The sequence below is a fragment of the Hymenobacter sp. 5516J-16 genome (genome assembly GCF_022919335.1).
Classification (GTDB): domain Bacteria; phylum Bacteroidota; class Bacteroidia; order Cytophagales; family Hymenobacteraceae; genus Hymenobacter; species Hymenobacter sublimis.
In genome coordinates this window covers 1,024,829-1,042,906 of the sequence record NZ_CP095058.1, presented here as the reverse complement: position 1 = coordinate 1,042,906, position 18,078 = coordinate 1,024,829, and the positions used below count along the sequence as shown (strand labels likewise).

General features: G+C 59.4%; 18 protein-coding genes. 12 read left to right on the top strand and 6 right to left on the bottom strand.

Going from position 1 to position 18,078, the window contains the following annotated elements; translation table 11 throughout:
* Window positions 1-155 precede the first annotated feature (155 nt).
* From MUN84_RS05155 to MUN84_RS05140, 4 genes are all read left to right on the top strand, one after another.
* On the top strand, window positions 156-2,546 hold the full coding sequence (locus MUN84_RS05155) for a TonB-dependent receptor (protein ID WP_317239118.1): 2,391 nt from the start codon (window positions 156-158) through the stop codon (window positions 2,544-2,546).
* Between the two features lie 179 nt (window positions 2,547-2,725).
* Complete coding sequence (locus tag MUN84_RS05150; protein WP_244696930.1) at window positions 2,726-2,986, top strand: hypothetical protein; 261 nt, start codon at window positions 2,726-2,728, stop codon at window positions 2,984-2,986.
* The gene (locus tag MUN84_RS05145) at window positions 2,950-4,278 is read left to right on the top strand and encodes a PepSY-associated TM helix domain-containing protein (RefSeq protein ID WP_244696929.1); all 1,329 of its coding nucleotides are present in this window, start codon (window positions 2,950-2,952) and stop codon (window positions 4,276-4,278) included. Before MUN84_RS05150 ends, MUN84_RS05145 begins: the two co-directional genes overlap by 37 nt.
* Before the next feature lie 4 nt (window positions 4,279-4,282).
* Complete coding sequence (locus MUN84_RS05140) at window positions 4,283-4,720, top strand: hypothetical protein (protein ID WP_244696928.1); 438 nt, start codon at window positions 4,283-4,285, stop codon at window positions 4,718-4,720.
* A 310-nt stretch (window positions 4,721-5,030) separates the two neighbouring features.
* On the opposite strand, the gene MUN84_RS05135 is transcribed toward MUN84_RS05140, so the two are convergent.
* A complete protein-coding gene (locus MUN84_RS05135) occupies window positions 5,031-5,780 on the bottom strand; it encodes a superoxide dismutase (RefSeq protein WP_244696927.1) in 750 nt (249 codons plus the stop codon).
* A 252-nt stretch (window positions 5,781-6,032) separates the two neighbouring features.
* Between MUN84_RS05135 and MUN84_RS05130 the strand changes: the two genes are divergently transcribed.
* The gene (locus tag MUN84_RS05130; RefSeq protein WP_244696926.1) at window positions 6,033-7,250 is read left to right on the top strand and encodes a carboxypeptidase-like regulatory domain-containing protein; all 1,218 of its coding nucleotides are present in this window, start codon (window positions 6,033-6,035) and stop codon (window positions 7,248-7,250) included.
* 81 nt (window positions 7,251-7,331) lie between these two features.
* On the opposite strand, the gene MUN84_RS05125 is transcribed toward MUN84_RS05130, so the two are convergent.
* A complete protein-coding gene (locus tag MUN84_RS05125; RefSeq protein WP_244696925.1) occupies window positions 7,332-8,048 on the bottom strand; it encodes a 3-ketoacyl-ACP reductase in 717 nt (238 codons plus the stop codon).
* A 425-nt stretch (window positions 8,049-8,473) separates the two neighbouring features.
* On the opposite strand from MUN84_RS05125, the gene MUN84_RS05120 reads away from it, so the two are divergent.
* Both MUN84_RS05120 and MUN84_RS05115 read left to right on the top strand, forming a co-directional pair.
* On the top strand, window positions 8,474-9,793 hold the full coding sequence (locus tag MUN84_RS05120) for a hypothetical protein (protein ID WP_244696924.1): 1,320 nt from the start codon (window positions 8,474-8,476) through the stop codon (window positions 9,791-9,793).
* A 192-nt stretch (window positions 9,794-9,985) separates the two neighbouring features.
* Window positions 9,986-11,839, top strand: a complete 1,854-nt coding sequence (locus MUN84_RS05115) for a DUF885 domain-containing protein (protein WP_244696923.1) — start codon at window positions 9,986-9,988, stop codon at window positions 11,837-11,839.
* A gap of 72 nt (window positions 11,840-11,911) precedes the next feature.
* Here the strand turns inward: MUN84_RS05115 and MUN84_RS05110 are convergent, their stop codons facing one another.
* On the bottom strand, window positions 11,912-12,439 hold the full coding sequence (locus MUN84_RS05110; protein WP_244696922.1) for a hypothetical protein: 528 nt from the start codon (window positions 12,437-12,439) through the stop codon (window positions 11,912-11,914).
* A 363-nt stretch (window positions 12,440-12,802) separates the two neighbouring features.
* Between MUN84_RS05110 and MUN84_RS05105 the strand changes: the two genes are divergently transcribed.
* Entirely contained in the window at window positions 12,803-13,312 is a 510-nt protein-coding gene (locus MUN84_RS05105; protein ID WP_244696921.1) for a DUF4126 family protein, read from the top strand.
* Between the two features lie 125 nt (window positions 13,313-13,437).
* Here MUN84_RS05105 and MUN84_RS05100 read toward each other — a convergent pair whose 3' ends face one another.
* On the bottom strand, window positions 13,438-13,758 hold the full coding sequence (locus MUN84_RS05100) for a hypothetical protein (RefSeq protein WP_244696920.1): 321 nt from the start codon (window positions 13,756-13,758) through the stop codon (window positions 13,438-13,440).
* A 105-nt stretch (window positions 13,759-13,863) separates the two neighbouring features.
* On the opposite strand from MUN84_RS05100, the gene MUN84_RS05095 reads away from it, so the two are divergent.
* The 4 genes from MUN84_RS05095 to MUN84_RS05080 all read left to right on the top strand — a co-directional run bounded on the left by MUN84_RS05095 (window position 13,864) and on the right by MUN84_RS05080 (window position 16,540).
* Entirely contained in the window at window positions 13,864-14,631 is a 768-nt protein-coding gene (locus MUN84_RS05095) for a diphthine--ammonia ligase (protein WP_244696919.1), read from the top strand.
* Window positions 14,632-14,687: 56 nt separating this feature from the next.
* Window positions 14,688-15,098 (top strand): thiol-disulfide oxidoreductase DCC family protein, encoded by a 411-nt coding sequence (locus tag MUN84_RS05090; protein ID WP_244696918.1) that lies wholly within the window; start codon window positions 14,688-14,690, stop codon window positions 15,096-15,098.
* 43 nt (window positions 15,099-15,141) lie between these two features.
* Window positions 15,142-16,146, top strand: coding sequence for a zinc-binding dehydrogenase (locus MUN84_RS05085; RefSeq protein WP_244696917.1), 1,005 nt, complete (start codon window positions 15,142-15,144; stop codon window positions 16,144-16,146).
* Window positions 16,147-16,258: 112 nt separating this feature from the next.
* The gene (locus tag MUN84_RS05080; protein ID WP_244696916.1) at window positions 16,259-16,540 is read left to right on the top strand and encodes a hypothetical protein; all 282 of its coding nucleotides are present in this window, start codon (window positions 16,259-16,261) and stop codon (window positions 16,538-16,540) included.
* A gap of 114 nt (window positions 16,541-16,654) precedes the next feature.
* Here the strand turns inward: MUN84_RS05080 and MUN84_RS05075 are convergent, their stop codons facing one another.
* Together MUN84_RS05075 and MUN84_RS05070 are read right to left on the bottom strand one after the other, a co-directional pair.
* On the bottom strand, window positions 16,655-17,515 hold the full coding sequence (locus tag MUN84_RS05075) for an FAD/NAD(P)-binding protein (protein WP_244696915.1): 861 nt from the start codon (window positions 17,513-17,515) through the stop codon (window positions 16,655-16,657).
* A complete protein-coding gene (locus MUN84_RS05070) occupies window positions 17,488-18,063 on the bottom strand; it encodes an FAD/NAD(P)-binding protein (RefSeq protein ID WP_244696914.1) in 576 nt (191 codons plus the stop codon). The genes MUN84_RS05075 and MUN84_RS05070 overlap by 28 nt, the downstream gene beginning before the upstream one ends.
* Window positions 18,064-18,078 lie beyond the last annotated feature (15 nt).

Below are 18,078 nucleotides of genomic sequence, written 5' to 3'. Positions count from 1 at the left end.
ACTACGCCTGGGACCGGCCCGGCCCCGACCACCCGCCTGCCGAGGGCTAATTGACTTCGCTTTTTCCGAATCTGGCGGGCCCGCGTAGCCTTGCCCGGCACCGTGCGCGTGTCCGGGCTCGGCGCGGCCTGCCCTCAATTAGCCTCGCTACTACCTTGAAAAAAATCATGCTGCTGCCCCTGGCCCTGTGCGCCAGTCAGGCAGCCTGGGCCCAACGTGCCCTTACCGGCCGCGTGTTCGATGCGGCCACGAAAGAACCCCTGGTGGGCGCCACCATCCGCACGCCAGATGGGCAATTAGGCACTGCCAGCAACGCTACCGGGCAGTTTTCACTCGCTACAACTGCCACTGAACTGGTGGTATCGGGGGTGGGCTACGAAGCGGCTACCGTGAGCGTGCCTGCAGATGGAGCCGCCCTGCGCATTGGTCTGAAACCGGCGGTGCAGGACCTGCAAACCGTGGTGGTGACGGCCAGCCGCGAAGCCCAGTTGCGCACCGATGCGCCCGTAGCCATTGCCAAACTCTCTCCTACCGTGGTGCAGGACACCAAGCCCACGCTGCTGGCCGAGCTGATTAACAAGGTACCGGGCGTGGTGATGCTCAACTACGGCAACGAGCAGCACGCCATGGGCATCCGCCAGCCCTTCGGTACCAGCGCCTACTTCCTGTATTTAGAGGACGGAATTCCGCTGCGGCCCATGGGCGTGTTCAACCATAACGCCCTGCTAGAGTCCAACCCCTTAGCCATCAACTCAATTGAGGTGGTGAAGGGTCCAGCTTCCTCGCTCTACGGGCCCGAAGCGGTAGGTGGGGCCCTGAACCTGCTCACCAAGCGGCCAACTGCCGTGCCCACGGCCAGCGTGGGCGTGCAGGCCGACCAATATGGCTACCGGCGGGTGCAATTTGGAGGAGGCGGGATGCTTACGTCCCGGCTCGGCGGCTTTGTGAGTGGGTACGTGGCCCGGCAGCGCAACTCCTGGCTCGCCAGCTCCGACTACGACAAGGTAAGCTTGAACGGCCGGCTGGAGTACGCCCTGGGCACCCGAACCCACCTAACAGCCGCCGCTTCCTACAACGATTACGACTCCCAGACCAGCGGCTCGGTGGACAGCGTGGCCTACTACCGCCGCGAGTACAGCAGCCCGACCGACTTTACCTACCGCAAAACCTACGCCCTGCGGGCCCGCCTGACCGCCGAGCAGCAGTGGAATGCGCAAAACCAGACGACGCTCACCGGCTTCTTCCGCAACAACAGCATCGGCCAGAATCCCTCGTACGGCATCCGGTGGCGGTCCGGCGCTACTACCGCTACGGGCGAGGTCAACGAGAACAGCTTCCGAAGCTACGGCCTGATTGCCCAGCATAGTGTGCGCTGGAATTGGCTTAGCGCGCGCCTGTTGGGCGGGGCCAGCCTCGACTATTCGCCCACCGAGTACGACGCCCACCAGCTTGATTTGGCGGCCCAGCTACGGCCCGATAAAAAGTCGGTGGAGAAGTACACCATTACGGCCGACCGGCCCGACCTGCTGCTTGCCGACTACGACACCAAGCTGCTAAACTCGGCCGTGTACGCCCAACTGGACTTCCATCCGCTGCCCAAGCTCCAAGTAACCCTGGGCGGGCGCTTCGATAGGATGTCTTTCGACTACAATAACTACTTGGATAAGTCGAGCGGGACGAAAGCTTTCCGGCAGGCTACCCCTAAAATCGGGCTGACCTATGACCTGGAGCGCGGGCGCGGGCTATACGCCAACTACTCCCAGGGCTTCTCGCCGCCGGGCCTCACGGCCATCTTCCGCAAGCGGCCCGGCACCGGCATTACCACAACCACCGGGGAGGTAGTGCCCGCCGAGTTTTACTATAACCTGCGGCCCGCGCGCTTCTATAACCGTGAAATTGGGGGCTGGGCTTCCGTGTTGAACAACAAAGTGTACGTCGATATAGCGCTCTACCAGCTAAATGGGCGCAATGAGCTGCTCAGCATCCGCCAGCCCGACAACTCCACCGACTACCAAAGTGCGGGCAAAACCCTGCACCGCGGCATCGAATACAGCCTGACCTGGAAGCCTACTGCAGGACTATTCTTCCGCTTCGGCGGCACCAACGCCCTGCATCGGTTCGAGGATTTCACCCTGAGCACCAGAGCCACGGATGCAGTCAAGGACGTGAATGGCAAGCAAATGCCCCAGGCCCCGCACTGGGTAGCCAACACCGAGCTGACCTACAAACCCCAGTGGCTGCCGGGCCTGCGCACCTCCCTGGAGTATCAGCGCATCAGCAGCTGGTACCAAGACCAGGTAAATCAAGTTCGCTACGACGACCGGACTTTGTTCGGGGCGCGTGGCGTGAGCGTGCTGAATCTGCGGGCGGGCTACAGTTGGCGCGAAACCCTGGAGGTGTTCGTGAACGTGCTCAACCTCACCGATGAGCTGTACGCCAACGCCGCCACCCGGGGCAACGCCACCACCGACCGCACCACCTTCACACCCGCCGCCCCACGCACGGTGGCTATAGGAGTGCAGCACAACTTCATTGGAAAGAAGTAGGGTAGGCGGTAACAAGTGACGGATGACGAGTGACAGGTGACAAGCTACCGCCAGACCAGGCAGGACAGATGCTTTTGCAACATCACCATGCGAGGAATCTAAGACCTGCGTCAGCACACACCAGCTTCCCCATAACACGGACAAACAGGGCCCTTGGGCCTTGGTAACATACTTTTCTTATGCAAACAACCCAACAAGCCGCGCCGGCTGCCCGGGCGGCTAGCCCGTTGAAGCGGGCAGTACAGCGCAATATGTTCCGCTGGCACCGCATCATCGGGCTGCTGACGGTGGTACCGGTTATCCTCTGGACCCTGAGCGGGCTGGCGCACCCGCTAATGAGCAACTGGTTGCGGCCCAAAATTGCCCGCGAAGCCCTGGCGCCTACCCCGCGGCCAAGCCTAACGTGTCGCTGCGGCAAGTGCTGGCGCAAAACCAACTAGCCAGTCTGCGCAACGTGCGGCTGGTGCAGTGGCAGGGGCAACCGGCGTACCAGGTACAACTAGGTACGGACGCCGCTACGGCGGTACCGCGCTACTTCAGTGCCGCTACGGGGCAGCCGTTGCCTGCCAGCGCCGACCAGCAGTTTGCCGAGCAGCTGGCCCGGTATTTCGCCCAGGACTCAGGGGCGGCGGTGAGCAGTGCCGTGCGCCTCACGGAGTTCGACCAGGACTACAAGTTCGTGAACCGGCTGCTACCCGTGTGGCGTGTCGCCTTCAATCGGCCCGATGGACTAGTGGTGTACGTGGAAACCGCGCCGGCCCGGCTGGCGACGTTTAACAACACTGGCCGCAGCACCTTCATTCGGGTGTTTGATCTGTTCCACAACTGGTCGTGGCTGGAGCTACTTGCGGGCAATACGTTTCGGGTGGTAGTCATGCTGGGGCTGCTGGGTGTTATCATCGCCTCGGCCCTGAGCGGACTAGTGATTTACGGGTTCCTGTGGGGCAAATTCCGTACACCCCGCAGCGCCCAGGACCACATAGGCTGGCTGCGGAAGTACCACCGGCAGATAGGGCTGGCCGTGGCCCTAGTTACATTCACTTTCGCGGGCAGCGGGGCTTTTCACGTCTACCTCAAGCTTCACCCCGATGACCGGCTGCGCTACCAGCACGCGCCAGTCGTACCCGCTTCGGCCCTACCCGTGGACCTAACGGAGCTGCCCGTAGCCTGGGAAACTGTGCAGCAGGTTGCCCTGGCCGAACTTAACGGGCAGGTGTACTACCAAGTGTTTCAGCTACCTAGGGCCGAAGCAACAGATGCTACCCCCGGCGCTAGCACCGGGCAACCAGTGGAAGCCGTGCGGGCTACTCCGGTGGCCTACTACAGCGCCGCTACCGGTGAGCTGCTGCCCGATGGGGCCTCGCGCTACGCCCGCAGCCTGGCCGATTCTTTCCTGCGGCAGGCCGATGGGGCTACCCCCGCCCTACGCGGCAAGCCCGAGCTAATCGACCATTTCGAGGGTGAGTATGGCTTCATCAATAAGCGCTTGCCAGTTATGAAGGTAGCGTATCAAACCCCGCAGGAAACGACCCTGTACGTGGAGCCAGCTACGGGGCGCCTGGCCGCTCGGGTTGAAAATACCGCCCGCTACGAGGGTCTCAGCTTCGCCTTTCTGCACAAATACCACGCCGCTGGCCAGCTTGGCAAAAACATCCGCGACATCATCACCATGCTGGCGGCGGCGGGGTATTGGCCGTGTCGGTGCTGGGCTTGTGGCTATTTATCAAGATGAAATAATGCGCCGAATAATGTTAACTACGTGGCTAGCTGGTAGCGCAACCCTGCTGCTACTGGCCTGCCAACCCCAGAACGACCACCCCGCGGAAAGCAAAACGCCCGCTACCCGCGCCGCCGTCATGCGCCAGCATGATGACCTAATGGGCCGCATGGATGCCCTTACTACGGAGCGCCAGCGCCTCACCGCCCAACTTGCCGCCACCGACTCGGCCACTACTACCGGCTACCGCCGCGCCCAGCGCCTGCACCGCGCCATTGCCGCCCTACGCCGCGCCGATGCCGCCATGCTAACCTGGATGCACCAGTACCAAGAGCCGGATACCGTGCAGCTCACCGCCCACCAGTACGAAGATTTTTGGAACACGGAAGCCGAGGAGTTGCGCGCGCTAGAACGCCACATGACGGCCGCCCTGGATTCAGCCAAGTCCGTGCGGTAGGCCATAGCTGAACTATACCGCTGCCTAGCGATGCGCATTTCAGCGCGAGCTACCGGTGTTTAGGCGGTCATTCCGACGCAGGAGGCATCTGAGTCAAGCCGTTGCATGGTGACGGTGACCCCAGAATCCTCGTCACTGGCTTGATGCGCCACCTGCTCGGAAAGACAGGAAAGTTGGCTTGAAACGCCAGGCCGGTTCTGCTAACGCTCCAGCTCGAACCGCCAAGCCGCGGCGCGTTTCGATGCTGAAAAGAAAAAGCGCCTCCGATACATCGGAGGCGCTTTTTCTTTCGTGAGGTAGGGAAATTTACTTACCCTTTGCGGGCTTCGTCGAAGCGGCGGTTTACTTCGGCCCAGTTAATGACGTTCCAGAAGGCTTTCACGTAATCAGGACGCTTGTTCTGGTACTTGAGGTAGTAGGCGTGCTCCCACACATCCAGGCCCAGCAGCGGGGTGCCGCGTTGAATGCCCGAGAGGTCCATAAGAGGGTTGTCCTGGTTGGGGGTAGAAGTAACGGCCAGCTTGCCCGCCTTCTTATCGTGAATCAGCCAGGCCCAACCTGAGCCAAAGCGGCCGGTAGCGGCCTTCGTGAATTCTTCCTGGAATTTCTCGTACGAACCGAAATCCTTGTTGATGGCCGCGGCCAGGGCTCCGGTGGGCTGCCCGCCCCCTTTGGGGTCCAGCAGCAGCCAGAAGAAAGAGTGGTTCCAGTGGCCGCCGGCGTTGTTGCGAATGGCATCGGGCTGCTTGCTGGCCGAGGCCAGCAGTTGGGCCAGGCTCAGCTTTTCTTCGGGCTTGCCGGCTACGGCCTCATTCAGCTTGGAAACGTAGGTTTTGTGGTGCGCATCGTGGTGAATCTCCATCGTCTTGGCGTCGATGTGAGGGTCCAACGCATTGAAGGCGTAGGGTAGGGCCGGTAGGGTGAAGGGGCCATCGGCTATGGGGGTGGCGCGGGCTTCGCGCAGCAGCTTTTCTTCGTGGGCCGCGGCCAAAATAGCGGGGCTCACCAAAGCACCTACTACGGTTAACAGGCCGTTTTTCAGGAAATCTCGCTTCAGCATGACAGTAGGAGAGAAGGAAAGGTGAAAGGACTGACAACCCGACGAACGCCGAAGCTGCGGTCCAAGGTACACTACTTACCCGCATTAGGGCCGGGCTGTTGCGTTTAGCGCCTACTTTTGTCGAAGCGGGCACGGTTTTGGGTCAGGCCCGCGTTATTCCGGTCGGTGTACCGTTTTCTTTTTTCGCTGCTTGCTATGCTGCCAGTTCGCTTGCCTTCTGTATTGCGCCGGTTCCTCGCGCGCCCTTCCGTTGTGTCCTTCTTCCTGCTGGCGTTTCTGCTCGGCGCGGCCCACCTAAGTCAGGCCCAGGTGCAGCTGCGCGGGGTCGTGCGCGACAAGGAAACCAAGGAAGTACTACCCTTTGCCAGCGTGGCCGTGCCTGGCACCACCAACGGCACCACTACCAACATGGAGGGTGAGTTCTTTTTGGTGGTGAAAGAGCTGCCCGCCACCCTACTCTTTTCAGAGCTAAACCACGTCCGCGACACGGTGCGGGTATCTTCCAATGCCATTCTGGATATCATGCTGGCCCCGGCCACGGTGGTGCTGCCCGAGGTGAAGGTGGCCAGCTTCCCCTTTCAGCTCGTAGACCGGGCCTTCCGCAACCTGCAGCGCAACTACCGCCGCTCCTACTACGGCAAAGCCTTCTACCGCCAGATTACCCGCATCGACAACGAGCCCACGGAGTTGCAGGAGGTAGTTTGGAACGTGAAATCGAACCCGGCGCGCATTGATGGCACCACCCTGGCCCAGGGCCGCTACGCCGGCCGCCCGGCCGCCATTAACCTCAGCAACTTCTCGGTGTACACCCGCAAGTTTGGCCTCTTCGATGCCCAGCAGGACAGCACTACGTCGCTGGCTTTACTGAGCCCGAACGTGGAGAAAAACTACTTGTTGGAGCTGAAAGGCATTGTGGGCGAGGACTCGACGGGCGGGGTAGCGGAAATTTCGTTTGAAACCCGCCCCGAGGTAAAGTACCGGGCCCAAGGCACTATCTGGATTGACATTGAAACCAACCAGGTAGTGCGCTACCGCATGGTGCAGCCCAACTTCACGGGTTCCACCAACAACCCCCGGCAGAAGTTCGAAAACGCCAAGCTGACCATCGAAATGTCCTTCCACCCCGGTGGCAAAGGCAGCGTGGCGCCCCTGGAGCTCATGAAAATGGACCTGACCACGGACCTGACCGAGCCTGGCAAGAAGCCCCTGGCCCTTACCGTCTCGTCGTTTACCTTCTTCTACGACCAGTCGACCACGCCGGCCCGCTTGCCCTACGCCCGCGCCAGCCTCACCGACCGAGACCTAGACGCCATCCGGGCCAAGCCCTACAACCCCGAGTTCTGGGCCAACAACCCGGTAGTAAAGCGTACGCCCGCCGAAGATGAGGTTATTGCCGCCTTTGAAAAGCGCGGCGCTTTTGGCACCATGGTCAAGAAGCCCGCCGCAAAACCCACCAACAAGCTGCAATAGCCCGCAATACTTTCAACCATAAAAAAGGCCCGTAACAGCAGTTACGGGCCTTTTCTGTGCTGTAAGCTTCTTCTGCCCTAGTTACGGGTTGGTGCTCCACATGCCGGCTTCCTTGATGAAGATGCGGCGGTTGAGCTTGAGCTGGGAAACCACGAACTCGGCCAAGTCTTCGGGCTGCATCACTTTCTCGGGGTTGCCGTCGGTGAGCTTGTTGCTGATGGCCAGTTCCGTAGCCACGGTGCTTGGGGTAAGCGCCGATACCCGGATGTTCTGCTTGCGCACTTCCTGCATCAAGGATTCAGTAAGGCCCAGAATGGCAAACTTAGAGGCACTGTAGGCGCTGGTAGTGGCGGCCCCACGCTGTCCAGCCGTGGAGGCAATGTTGATAATGTCGCCGGTTTCGCGGGCAATCATCTGGGGTAGCACGGCGCGGGTAGTGTAGTAGGTGCCCAACAGGTTCACCTGAATGATCTTCTCCCACTCGGCTGGGTCCATGTCAACCAGCTTGGCGAAGGTGCCGATGCCGGCGTTATTAATCAGGATGTCAATTGAGCCCAACTCCTGCAGGGCCTGGGCCACGGCAGCTTCCACGGCGGCGCGGTCGGCCACGTCGGCTGTTACGGCCACGGCTTTACCCCCGAATTCCGCTATTTCTTGTGCTACCTCCTGCAGCTGGCTTTCGGTGCGAGCCAGCAGGGCCACTTGTACGCCTTCCCGGGCCAGGGCCACGGCTATGGCTCGCCCAATTCCTTTGCCTGCGCCCGTTACCAGGGCCGTTTTGCCAGTGAGTACTTCCATCTGTGTGTGCTGTGTTATCAATGATGTGGCTGTATAACCGAACCAGCCCGATTCAGTTACGGCGGCTACCGGTGCAGGGTGGTCACTAGCTACTCTAGCAGCCACTAACTAGAGGGCAACACCAGGCATTGCACTAAAAAATAGTAGCTATCCTAGAAAATTTTTACGGGTCGACGTGGGATAATCACGTTTAATATTATCAAGATTTAATATAATAATAGTGAAACATCATGCTTGCTGTTAGGCTTATTTGTAAATTTGTAATAGGAATAGTTATATTATTGATATTGCTGGGTTAATCAAAATAGTTATATATGAGAAAAAGAATGTTGTTCGTGTGCTACGGATCAGGTGAATCGTAAAGTGCTGTGTTTCGTATGAATCACGGCATCAGACACCGTAGTCTGATTTGATAAGTAACGCGAATGAAAACTCCCATACTTTCTTTTGTCCTGTTTTTTGGTTCTTTCTTTGGTCTGCAGGAGCAGCTCCAAGCCCAGACTACCTTTACCTCCAAGCCTGGAGGGGGTAAGTGGTCTGATCCAAACACGTGGGTAGTAACCAACGGCACTGGTGGGCGCACCGTACCAACCAACCCCACTACTACCCGGACCCACGATGAAAACAACGACGTCATCGTCATTAACTCGGCCGTAATTCTAAACCAGAACTACAGCGTAGCAGGTAGAGATGGTAAACTGACCATTACCTCCAACGGCTCTTTGGTGGAGGATGTGCCTGGCCGAACGCTGAGCTTCGGTAGCCAGGCTGGTGCCGATGAAACCCGCCTAATTACTAATGGCACCTTGCGCGTTTCGTCGCTGAGCTTTTACAAGGCCGATGCCGATATTAACGCACCCCTACAGGCCGCGTGCAGTATTACGCTAGCTAATCAGTCTACGCTCAACATCGACAGCAGCGTGGATATTGATGGAAACTTGGTGTTGCTACAGGGCAACAGCTACATCACCACCGATGCCGACAACACCGCCCAGCTGTCGATTGACGGCTGCGTAATGACCCAAGGCAATGGTAAAGGCCTGGTGAGAGACTTGTTTGATTCTGGTCTGCGCGTGTGCATCACAGGACAAAGCTCAGATTGCGGCGCGGTAGGTATCAGTGGGTTGGAGTGCAACTCCTACGCTACGGCAGAAATTACCTTGAACGGCTGCAGTACTTCCAGCCCCCTGCCCGTGCAGTTGGTAAGCTTTACGGCTCGCAGCCAGGGCAACCGGGTGCAGCTTAATTGGGCCACGGCCACTGAACTTAACGCCGCCACCTTCACGGTAGAGCGCTCCGCGGACGGCACCAGCTTCCAGCCCGTAGCTACGGTGCGGGCGGCCGGCAACAGCACCACAGCCCGCAGCTACCAATCGGCTGACGTGTCTCCACGACCTGGTACTACCTATTACCGCCTGCGCCAAACTGACTTGGATGGTACAGTAGCGTACTCCCAAGTAGTACCCGTGGAAGTTAAGGCAGGCAACGTAGCCCAGCAGGTGATGACGGTGTACGGCAACCAGTCGGCTGTAACGGTAGAGCTGGAAACGAGTGGCGTGTGCCAAGCCATCCGAATCATGGATAGCATGGGCCGGGTACTTCGCACGGAGCAGATGCCCGCCGGTCTCACCGGCGCATTTAGCTGGCAAGTAACGCTAGGGCGGCCCGTACTGGGTGGTGTCTACATCGTGCAGGCACTTACTACCCAAGGCGCCATCAGTCGCCGCGTACTGCTCACGGAGTAGTTTAACACTAGTCTCCCTCAATAGAACACCGCAGGGCTCTCGGAACAGTTGTTTCAAGAGCCCTGCGGTGTTCTATTGAGGGAGCCTGTCAACTCGCGCAGAAGAGGTAGAAATGTTCCGGGCCGGGAGCTATGCTTGGCATTTGGCTTCGGCTACTTACCTTCCGGCCTCACCTTTACTTTCCTTGCGTTGATGAAAAAAATTGCCCTGACCGGCCTCTTGGCCGGGGCACTGCTGGCTGGCTGCAACCCCCAACAAAAAAACGCGGCCGAAACCGGCACTGCTACCGAAACCAACCTGGCCGACGTGAAAAACCTGCCCGAATTGTTCACGGCCTACTGGGAAGAAAATGCCCGCCTGTTCCCTCTGGACGCCACCACCCAGGGCGACAACCGCTACAACGACCAGCTGCCCAACGACGGCACCAAGGAGTTTCGGGGCAAGCTGCAGGCCTTCTATCAGAAGTACCTGGATGGGCTCCAGAAGTTTAACCGCGAGGAGCTGTCGACCAATGATAAAATCAGCTACGATATTTTCCAGTACGACCTCGAAAACAAGCTCGAGGGCCTGAAGCTGAACACCTGGATGATACCTTTCCAGCAGTTTTGGGGTTTGCCCATCACTCTGGGCCAGTTTGGCTCGGGCGAGGGCGTGCAGCCCTTCAAAACGGCCAAAGACTACGACAACTGGCTGGGCCGGGTGCGCGGCTTCACGGTATGGGCCGATACGGCCATCGGCAACTTCCGCCAGGGCATGAAAGCCGGCGTGGTGCTACCCCGCACCCTGGTGGATAAAATGATTCCGCAGATGCGGGCCATGGAAACCACTGACCCTACCAAGAGCCTGTTCTACGGCCCCATCAACAAGCTACCCGAAGGCCTGAGCGACACCGACAAAACCCGCATTACGGCGGCGTACAAAAAGGTCATTCTAGAAGAGTTGGTGCCTACCTATAAAAAGCTGGGCGACTTTCTGGAAAAAGAGTACCGGCCCAAAGCCCGACTCAGCACCGGTATTTCCGCTATTCCGGGCGGCCCCGAGTTGTATAAGTACTACGTGAAGACGTGGACTACTACCGACAAAACCCCGGAGGAGATTTACCAGACGGGCCAGCGGGAAGTAGCCCGCATTCGGGGCGAGATGGAGAAAGTAAAGGCGCAGGTGGGCTTCAAAGGCGACCTGAAAGCTTTCTTCGCCTCCCTGAAATCGGACCCCAAGCTTATGCCCTACAAAACGCCGGAAGAGGTGCTGGGCGCCTTCCGGGCTATTCAGGCTAAAATGCAGCTCAACCTGAAAAAAATGTTCGGCCGCACGCCCAAAACGCCGTTCGAAATCCGGCAGACGGAAGCCTTCCGCGCGGCCTCTGCTTCCGCCGAGTACAACCAGGGCAGCCCCGACGGTTCTCGGCCGGGCATCTTCTACATCCCCATTGTTGACGCCACGAAGTTCAACGTCACCTCGGGCATGGAGTCCCTGTTCCTGCACGAAGCCATTCCGGGCCACCACTACCAAATTTCTTTGCAGCAGGAAAACACCGAGCTGCCTAAATTTCGCCGCTTTGCTTGGTACGGGGCCATGGGCGAAGGCTGGGCGCTGTACACCGAAAGTCTGGGCAAGGAGCTAGGCCTCTACCAGGACCCCTACCAGTACATGGGTGCCCTCGGCGACGAGATGCACCGCGCCGTGCGCCTGGTAGTAGATGTGGGCATGCACACCAAGAACATGACCCGCGAGCAGGCCATTGACTACATGCTAGCCAATGAGGCCATCAGCGAGGAAGGAGCCATTGCTGAAATTGAGCGCTACATGGCCATTCCGGGCCAGGCCCTGAGCTATAAGATTGGGGCCCTGAAGATCCGGGAGTTGCGCGAGAAGTACGAGAAGCAGCTCGGCGCTCATAACGACCGGCTACGGGAGAAATATGTAGGGCAGAACCGGGCCCACTTCAGCCTCAGCAACTTCCATGATGAACTGCTCAAGGATGGCGTTATGCCCCTGGCCGTGCTCGAGCGCAAAATGGATACCTGGGCCGCCAACCAGAAATAACCCCGCATTACCCCGCACTGCAAAAAAGGCAACCCATTGGGTTGCCTTTCTTGTATGCCGACGTTGGAACGCTTAGGTAGTTCCGCCGCCGCCCGTGGTGCCGCCTGAAGTAGTTCCGCCACCGGTAGTAGTGCCAGTCGTGGAGCCGGTCGTGCCAGTCGTGGAGCCGGTCGTGCCCGTTGTACTGCCGGTAGTACCCGTTGTGCTACCTGTTGTTCCAGTGGTGCTGCCAGTAGTACTGCCGGTGGTTCCAGTGGTGCTACCGGTAGTTGTGCCCGTTGTACTGGTGGTGCTGCCAGTAGTACCCGTAGTGCTACCGGTGGTGGTTCCTGTAGTGCCCGTCGTCCCAGTTGTACTGCCAGTAGTGCCTGTTGTACCTGTCGTGCTACCCGTCGTACCTGTCGTGCTACCAGTAGTTCCAGTAGTTCCAGTGGTACCCGTTGTTCCGGTTGTGCCGGTAGTCCCCGTTGTGCCTGAGGTAGTGCCTGAAGTAGAGCCGGAGGTGGTACCGGTAGTAGTACCCGAACCCGAATCATCGTCGTCATCGCATGAGGTCAGGGCTAGGGAGCCCCAAAGCATGGAAGCAATTAGAGCGGACATCCATTTGTGTTTCATAGCTGCTGAGTATTGGTATGAGAAGAATCGGTGTAGAGATACTACGCAGATAAGAGGGGCGGATTTACTCGTAAATCGACCCGAGAAGTACGGTTTATTATCCGTGTAAAAACGTAGTAACTATCTATAGATGAGTTAAATAGATGAGTAATAACTGGCTGTTAACAGACGCAATAGCCGCAGCCTAGTACCCTGTCCGGGGAAGCTGAAGTAACGGAGTAACAAAAAGGGTAGGGCAGTCCCGAGGAAGGCCTCAGCAATCCTAGTCGCCAATTAGCGTGACCTATTCAGCGGGGTGCCCGTTAAAGGCAGCAGGTTTCGTTGAGTTCACCCGCAATATCTTTTACTATGAGTAAGCATCTGTGGCAAACTGTGGGGCTTGGTGCCATTGCCGGCTTCCGGAGCATGACAGCGCCGGCCCTACTGAGTAGCAACCTCTTGCAATACCATCCGCAGGCTCTGGCTGGCTCTCCGCTGCGCTGGCTGCAGAAGCCCCTGGTAGCCCACGGGCTGAAAGTGCTGGCCGCCGGCGAAATGACGGCCGACAAACTACCCCAAATGCCCGACCGCATTGCCCCGATGGTTCTGCTAGGCCGGGCCGCCGCCGGCGCTTTGGTTGGCGCTACGCTCTACAAAATCAACCACGACAAACCACTAAGCGGCGCCCTAGTAGGTAGCGTAGCGGCTGTAGCGGCCAGCTACCTCAGCTTTGTGCTCCGTAAAAAAGCTACTGAAGGCTCCGGGCTGCCCGGCGGCCTGATTGGCGGCCTCGAAGATTTGTTTACCCTCGGCACCGGACTGGCCCTCACCAAAGGCACCCACGTCGGTCAGCCCGAGCCCCGGCACTGGGTGCTGTAAGCTCGGCTATCGGGCTATACCAAGCCAAAAAGCGGCTCCGAACTAGTTCGGAGCCGCTTTTTGGCTTGGTTGACAGGCTGTAATCAGCCACTTCATGGGCGGGCTGCTGGAAGTATAAATCCCGCTTATTGTTCGCGGGTAGTGCTTTTAACCTCCGTATTGTCGGACGGCATGTCGCCCACGGGGGAGTTGGCATTGTTGGGCTGGCCTTCCAGAGCCGCGCCCGTAGATTTTTTCTGATCCTCCGCCGAGCCGGTTCCGATGGGCGTGTAGGCCTCGTCGCCGTTGCTCACACTGTCGCGGTTAGTTTCGGCGGGACGCGCCTTTTGGTAGGTCGAGAAATCTTGGGTGGTCTGCGGGTCTTTGCCCGGTGTGTTGGAGTAGTCGCAGGAGGCGAGGGAGGACAGCAGGCCGGCGGCAAAAAACAGGGGGAAGATGCGTTTCATACTATGGTTGCAGAAAGTCTGAAGAAAAAAGAATATATGGGTAAGACGGGAAGCCGCCGGTTTCAGTTACACGGATAAGCCCGCGCCGTCGTTGTATTATTGCGCATGACCCTAGCTGCCCCGGCCCCCGCTCTGCTGAATTGGAGCGGCGGCAAAGATTCGGCCCTCGCCCTCTACCATGCCCTGCGCAATCCGAGCCTGCAGGTAACTACCCTGCTGACCAGCGTAAATGCCTACTACAACCGCGTATCCATGCACGGCGTGCGGGTAGAGCTGCTCGAAGCCCAGGCCCGCCGCATAGGTCTGCCACTCACCAAATTAGAGCTGCCCGAAATGCCCGACATGGTCGAGTACGAGCAGCGTATGCGTGCCACGCTGGCACCCTTGCAGGCCCAGGGCATTCAGCACTCCATCTTTGGGGATATTTTTCTGGAAGATTTACGCCGCTACCGGGAGCAGCAGCTCGCCCAGCTGGGTATGCAGGCCGTGTTTCCACTCTGGCAGCGCCCCACGGCCGACGTGCTGCGCGAATACTTGGACCTGGGCTTCCATGCGATAGTCGTGTGCGTCAATGAAAAGTTTTTGGATGCCAGCTTCTGCGGGCGCCTGCTCAACGAGGAGTTTCTGCGGGATTTGCCTGCCGGCGTTGATGCCTGCGGGGAAAACGGGGAGTACCACAGCTTTGTCTTTGACGCGCCGTACTTCAGCAGCCCTGTCCCATTCGAGCGGGGCGAACTGGTGCGCCGCACGTACCAGGCCCCGGCCAGCAGCGCCACTACCTGCCCCGGCCCCGACGGTGAGCCCACCGATTCGCCCTTTGCCACTGGCTTCTGGTACTGCGACCTGCTACCCACCGAGCCAGCTGCACTATAACAAACCGCCGGGCCACGCGGTATTCCACTACCACCTCCGGCTTAGCTCGTTTTCGTATGTCGTCTGCCCCTTCCGCCACCATCCTCTTTGATGGAGTTTGTAACCTGTGCAATGGTTTTGTGCAGTTTGTCATTGAGCACGATGCCGCCGGCTATTTCCGGTTTGCTTCCCTGCAGTCGGCGGCGGGCCAGGAGCTGCTCCGGGCCCACGGTCTGCAACCCCAAACGGAGCCCGACTCGGTTATTCTGGTAGAAGGTGGGCGGGCCCATACGCACTCGGCGGCCGCGCTGGGGGTGTTGCAGCGGCTGAGCGGGGGCTGGGGCGTAGTAGGTACCCTTGGCAAGTTGTTTCCCCGCTTCCTGCGCGACGCCGTGTACCGCCTTATTGCCCGCAACCGCTACCGCTGGTTTGGCCGCCAAGATGCCTGCTGGCTGCCTACCCCGGAGCTGCGGGCCCGGTTTCTGTAGGCTTCCCCTGTTTGTTTTCTTTATTCACCCCTTACCCCACTGCATGCAAGCCCTCGTGCTCGAAGGAATCGGTCAGCCCGTCACGCTTCAGGAAGTTCCTACCCCACAACCCGGCCCCGGCCAAGTGCAAGTGCAGCTGCACGCTGCCGCCCTTAATCACCGCGACGTCTGGATTCAGAAGGGCCAGTATGCCGGGCTGAAGTTCCCCATCATCCTCGGTTCCGATGGGGCCGGCACGGTTTCCGCCCTCGGCGAGGGAGTTGATGCCAGCTTGCTGGGCCAGCCCGTTGTGATTAATCCCGGCCAGCACTGGGGCAATAATCCCGCCGCCCAGGGCCGCGACTTTCAGATTCTGGGGCTACCGCAGGATGGCACCTTTGCCGAGTTTGTGTGCGTGGCTGCTGAGCAGGTGCAGGCCAAGCCGGCCCACCTAAGCTTTGAGCAGGCGGCGGCATTGCCCTTGGGTGGCGTTACGGCCTACCGGGCAGTGTTTACCCGGGCCGGTCTGCAGCCCGGCGAGCGGGTGCTCATTAGTGGGGTAGGGGGCGGCGTAGCGCTGCTGGCCCTGCAAATGGCTGTGGCCAGCGGAGCCGACGTATGGGTCACCTCGGGCTCGGAGGAGAAAATTGCCAAAGCCGTGGCCCTGGGCGCTAAAGGCGGCATCAGCTACAACGCCGAGAAGTGGCCCGCCACCCTCAGCAAGCAGGCCGGCGGCGGGTTCGACGTAATCGTGGACAGCGCCGCCGGCCCCGGCTTCAACGACCTGATTGACGCCGCCGTCCCCGGAGGGCGCCTCGTGTTTTACGGTGCTACCCAGGGCGACATTCCCGAAGTAGCAGCTCGTAAAATATTCTGGAAGCAGCTTTCCGTGCTGGGTTCCACCATGGGAACGGCCCAGGATTTCAGCGCTATGGTCCGCCTCTTTGAGCAGCACGCCATTGTGCCCGTGGTTGATGAAACCTTCCCTTTGGCTGAAGGTGAGCAGGCCCTACGCCGCATGGCTGAAGGGCTGCAGTTTGGCAAGTTGGTTTTGAACATAAAATACTGATAATCAATGTATTAATTTCATGAAAAAGTAACAGAAAGCCCCGGTATTTCGGAATGAAAAACCGGGGCTTTCTGTTACTTATCCGACATCTGATAATTAGACTTGCTGCCCGATGAAAGCTCCTGCTGACTACCTGAATTGCCCGGTTTTCGAACTGACCTACCCCACTGGCGAAGCCGCTGAGTCGGTGCCGGTGGTGGCGTATGATGATGCTGTGCGGGCTATTGAAGTAGCCTTGGCCGACGCGGAGAAATACAAATATCTGCTGATGCGCGCCCTGCGCCGCCATGCCACCGATACCCAGGTTTCCTACCCCGCAATGCCCCAGTTGCCTCTCCCCGAAAAAGCCACCGACACTCCCGTTCGTCCGCTGTACCCGGACTTAGCGGCGTAAGTTTTCCTGGCAGTGTTACGCTGAACAAAACAAGGCCACTCCTGCCTAGGAGTGGCCTTGTTTTGTTCAGCGTAACACTGCCAGTGGCTACTCGGGCAAGTGCTGACCCAGACACTAGCGTATCTCGGTGTTGGGTAGCAGCCGCCGGCCTAGCTCTTGGGCCAGCGCTACGGCTTGCTTGCGCAGCTCCGGTACGGCCGTCGACTCAAACGAAACAGGGCGGCGGCTTGGGCCAAGAGTGAACAGAACCGCAGAGGCGTCTCCTTGCGCCGTGAGCAAGGCGCCGTGCGCATCGGTTTGAATTCCTAAGCCAAGCTCATCCGGCACCAAGTGGCCCTCGGTGCGCAGGCCTGCTACCACGGCATCCTGTACGCGGCGGTAGTCGAGTAGGGGGCCCGTGCAGGTAATAACGTGCTGAGCTACTAGCTGGCGAGTTGGCTGCTGGGCCTTGCGCACGGTTACGGCCAATCCATCGGCGGCGGGCTCAATGGCCTGCACCCGGCCCCGCTCCAGCCGCACCAGCCCAGAGTCCAGCATTTCCTGCACGGCCGCGGCATTTTGGGGCGGGCTGCGGTGGCGCACCACTGACCATATGCCTGCCACATGCCGCAGGAAACGAGCCTGCTCCGGCCGGGGCCACGCCGCCCAAATACGGCCTAAATCTGGGCGTAGTGAATCAATAACAGCCTGCCAGCTAATGCCCTGCTGCTGGGCCCGCTGCACGTGCCGCCGTATCACCCAGAGCACATCGGCTACGCGGGAGAGGCCGGCCAGTTCTGTTGCGTAAAAGCTCGGGTATGTAGCCTCCTGCTCGGCATGCGTTGCGGGCCAGCGGCCGTGGCCCGACACTACCGTTATCTGGCCCCGGTGCCCATCGGCCCGCAGGCCCAGCAGCACATCAATGGCCGTTAAGCCCGTGCCAATCAGCAGTACCGTTTCGTCAAGGCCTATGCTACGCAGGGCCCCCGGGCCCAAGGGTTGCCGTGGTAAGTAGGGTGGTTTAGGTAGCGAAGGTCGTGGCGGGCAGGGGGCAAAGGCGGAAAGTTGCCCAGGGCCAGCACCACGTAGTCGCTGTGAATTTCGGTGCCGTTGCTGAGCTTCACCACGGCCGAGCGGCCATCTGGCAGCACCCGGATTTCCTTGGCAGCTTGGTTGTGCCACTGGCAGCGAATCCCGTTACTGGAGGGCCATTCTAGCACCTGGCTGATTAGCTGCTGCAAGTAGCGCCCGTAGTTTTGGCGGGAGCAAAAGGAAAAGTGGCAGGGCTCAGAATGAGTAACGCGGAGCCAGTTTACAAAGTGGTCGGGCTGCTCCGGGAAAGCACTCAGATATTCGCTGCGCACATTCAGCAGGTACTCCGGCCGGTGGGCCGTGTACGCCAGCCCCGGACCCGGCACGGGGCGCGGCTCCACCAAGTGAACGTCACAGGCAAAAAGCTCCTGATTAGACAACCGGGCTAATTGAAGCGCCAGCATGGAGCCGGAAAAGCCGCCGCCTACAATAGTTATGCTTTTTCGTTGCACCGGCCTGCGAGAGTA